Source organism: Deltaproteobacteria bacterium, from assembly GCA_009929795.1.
Classification (GTDB): Bacteria; Desulfobacterota; Desulfovibrionia; order Desulfovibrionales; family Desulfomicrobiaceae; genus RZZR01.
This window is the reverse complement of sequence record RZZR01000261.1, coordinates 1-2,453: the sequence shown is the minus strand read 5'-3', so window position 1 is coordinate 2,453 and position 2,453 is coordinate 1. Positions and strand designations below refer to the sequence as shown.

The window sequence follows — 2,453 nt, the reverse complement described above, 5'->3', positions numbered from 1 at the left end:
CGTAGGGCGGTGATACCCATCTTGCGCCGCAAAAAACCCAGCTGGTCCTGGAGGGGCAGGTTCTTGGGGCAGACGTCCTCGCAGGCCAGAAGGCCCATGCAGCCGAAGATGCCGTAGTCATTGCCGATGATGTCGAAATACTGCTGATCGGAACGCTGATCCCGGGGGTCGACCATGAACCGGGCAATGCGATTCAGGGAGGCCGCACCGAGAAAGTCCTCGCGCATGCGGGCCGTGCCGCAGGCGGCCACGCAGCAGCCGCATTCGATGCAGCGTTCGAGCTCGTAGATCTCCTCGGCGATTTTGTTGTCCATGCGCTCTTCCTGAGCCTGGGGGTCGAACTCTTTGCTGGTGTGTATCCAGGATTCGGTTCGGGCGTACATGGCCCGGAACCAGACGCCGGTGTCAACGCAGAGATCGCCGATGAGCTTGAAGACGGGCAGAGGGTGGAGAATGATGTGTCCGGGCAGGTCCTTGGCCTTGGTCTGGCAGGCCAGGCCGGGGCGACCGTTGATGACCATGGCGCAGGATCCGCAGATGCCGGCCCGGCAGCAGAAGTCGAACATGAGACCGGGGTCCTGTTCCTCACGGATCCGGTTCAGGGCGATGAACAGAGTCATATTCTCGGTTTCTTCCAGGACATAGGTCTGCATGCGGGGCACGGAACCCTGTTCCTGGGCGTTGTATCGAAAGATGTCGAATTGGAGCAATCGGCCCATGGGTGGTCCTCCGAAGGGAATGGTTTAGCGCTGCAGGGTCCTGGCCGCGACCATGTCGGGATCGGCGGGGATGATGGTCCCGCCACCGTAGCCTCTGTCACCGGGTGGAATCTCGAAGACCTGAGTGGCGTCCTCGTATTTGAGGACGGGCAGGTCTGCCCCTTCGGGCCAATAAGCCAGGGTCCGGTTCAGCCAGTCGCGGTCGTTGCGGTCGGGATAGTCCTCGCGGTTGTGGCTGCCACGGCTCTCGCGACGCTCCAAGGCGGCCACGGCGATGCACAGGGCCAGTCGAACCTGGCCTTCGATCTTCAGGGCGGCTCCGAGTTCCGGGTTGGGGCCACGTCCTGTGGACTTGAGGCCAACCCGTCGGGAACGGTCCAGGATTTCTTGGAGTTCGGCGATGCAGGACTTGAGATCGGTTTCGTTGCGGAAAACGAAACAGCCGCGCATGAGGGCTTCCTGCATGGCCTCCCGAACCCGGTAGACGTTCTCGTTGCCGTTCTTGCCGCCGACCAGGGCCTCGACGCGGGCCTGCTGCCTGGTAAAGGCCTCATGGATATGGCCGGTCTTGAAGACGGCCTCATGGCCTTGAAGGAACTCGACGACCTTGGTCCCGATGATGCCGCCGGCAACCACGGTCTCGGCCAGGGAGTTCCCGCCCAGGCGGTTGAACCCGTGCATGTCCCAGCAAGCGGCCTCGCCGGCCGAAAAAAGGCCTTTCATGCCATAGACGGCCCCGTCTCTGTTGGTCCGGATGCCGGCCATGGTGTAGTGCTGGGTGGGACGAACAGGTATGAGCTGGACCCGGGGGTCGATGCCCAGGAAGTGTTTGCATATCTCGTCCACTTCCCGGAGTTTGGTGGAGATGTGCTTGTCGCCCAGGTGTCGGATATCCAGCCAGAGGTGTTCGCCGTAGGCTGATTTGACCCCCTTGCCGGCCCGCATGTGCTCGGTCATGCGCCGGGAGACCACGTCGCGTGAGGCCAGCTCGGCCTTTTCCGGCTCGTATATCTGCATGAACCGCTCCTCGTTGACGTCGAGGAGGGTTCCACCGTCGCCCCGGCAACCTTCGGTGACGAGGATGTCGGTGGGAACGATGCCCGTGGGATGGAACTGGATGGCCTCGGGGTTGCCGATGGGGACCACTCCGGTGTCATGGGCCAGGATGTGGCCGGCCCCGTCGCAGATGACGGCGTTGGTGGTGGCCTTGTAGATACGGCCAAAGCCCCCGGTGCAGACCGCCGTGGCCCTGGCCAGGAAAACTTCGAGCTCGCCAGTTCGCAGACAGCGTACAACGGCCCCAAGGCAGGTCTCGCCATCGTGGATGAGGGAGATGGCCTCCTTGCGGTCCAAAACACTGATACCCAGCTGGGCGCAGCGGTTGTCCATGGTGCACATGACGGCGTGGCCGGTGCCGTCAGAGGTGTAACAGGTCCGCCATTTGGCTGTGCCCCCGAAAGATCGGGCCGTGATAAGTCCCTCGTTCTCGGGTTTTTCGAATTTTTCGAATTTTTCTCCGCCCTTGAAGTAGAAGGACTTGCCGGGAACGACCCGGTTCCAGGGTACGCCCCAATGGGCCAGGCGGCGCATTTCGATGGGTGCCGCATCGGCGAAGAGACGGGCCACCTCCTGGTCGCAGCCCCAGTCGGAGCCTTTGACCGTGTCCAGGAAATGGACGTCTGTATTGTCCCCTTCGCCCATGGCGCAATTGCCCAGAGCGGCCTGCATGCCACC

The 2,453-nt window shown here is 62.6% G+C and carries 2 protein-coding genes; both read right to left on the bottom strand.

Annotation, left to right across the window (positions count from 1 at the left end; all coding sequences use genetic code 11):
• The coding region (locus EOM25_13975) for a fumarate reductase iron-sulfur subunit (GenBank protein NCC26282.1) at nt 1-719 on the bottom strand (719 nt) is incomplete at its 3' end.
• 24 nt (nt 720-743) lie between these two features.
• A partial coding sequence (locus tag EOM25_13970; protein ID NCC26281.1) for a fumarate reductase flavoprotein subunit occupies nt 744-2,453 on the bottom strand: 1,710 nt, incomplete at its 5' end.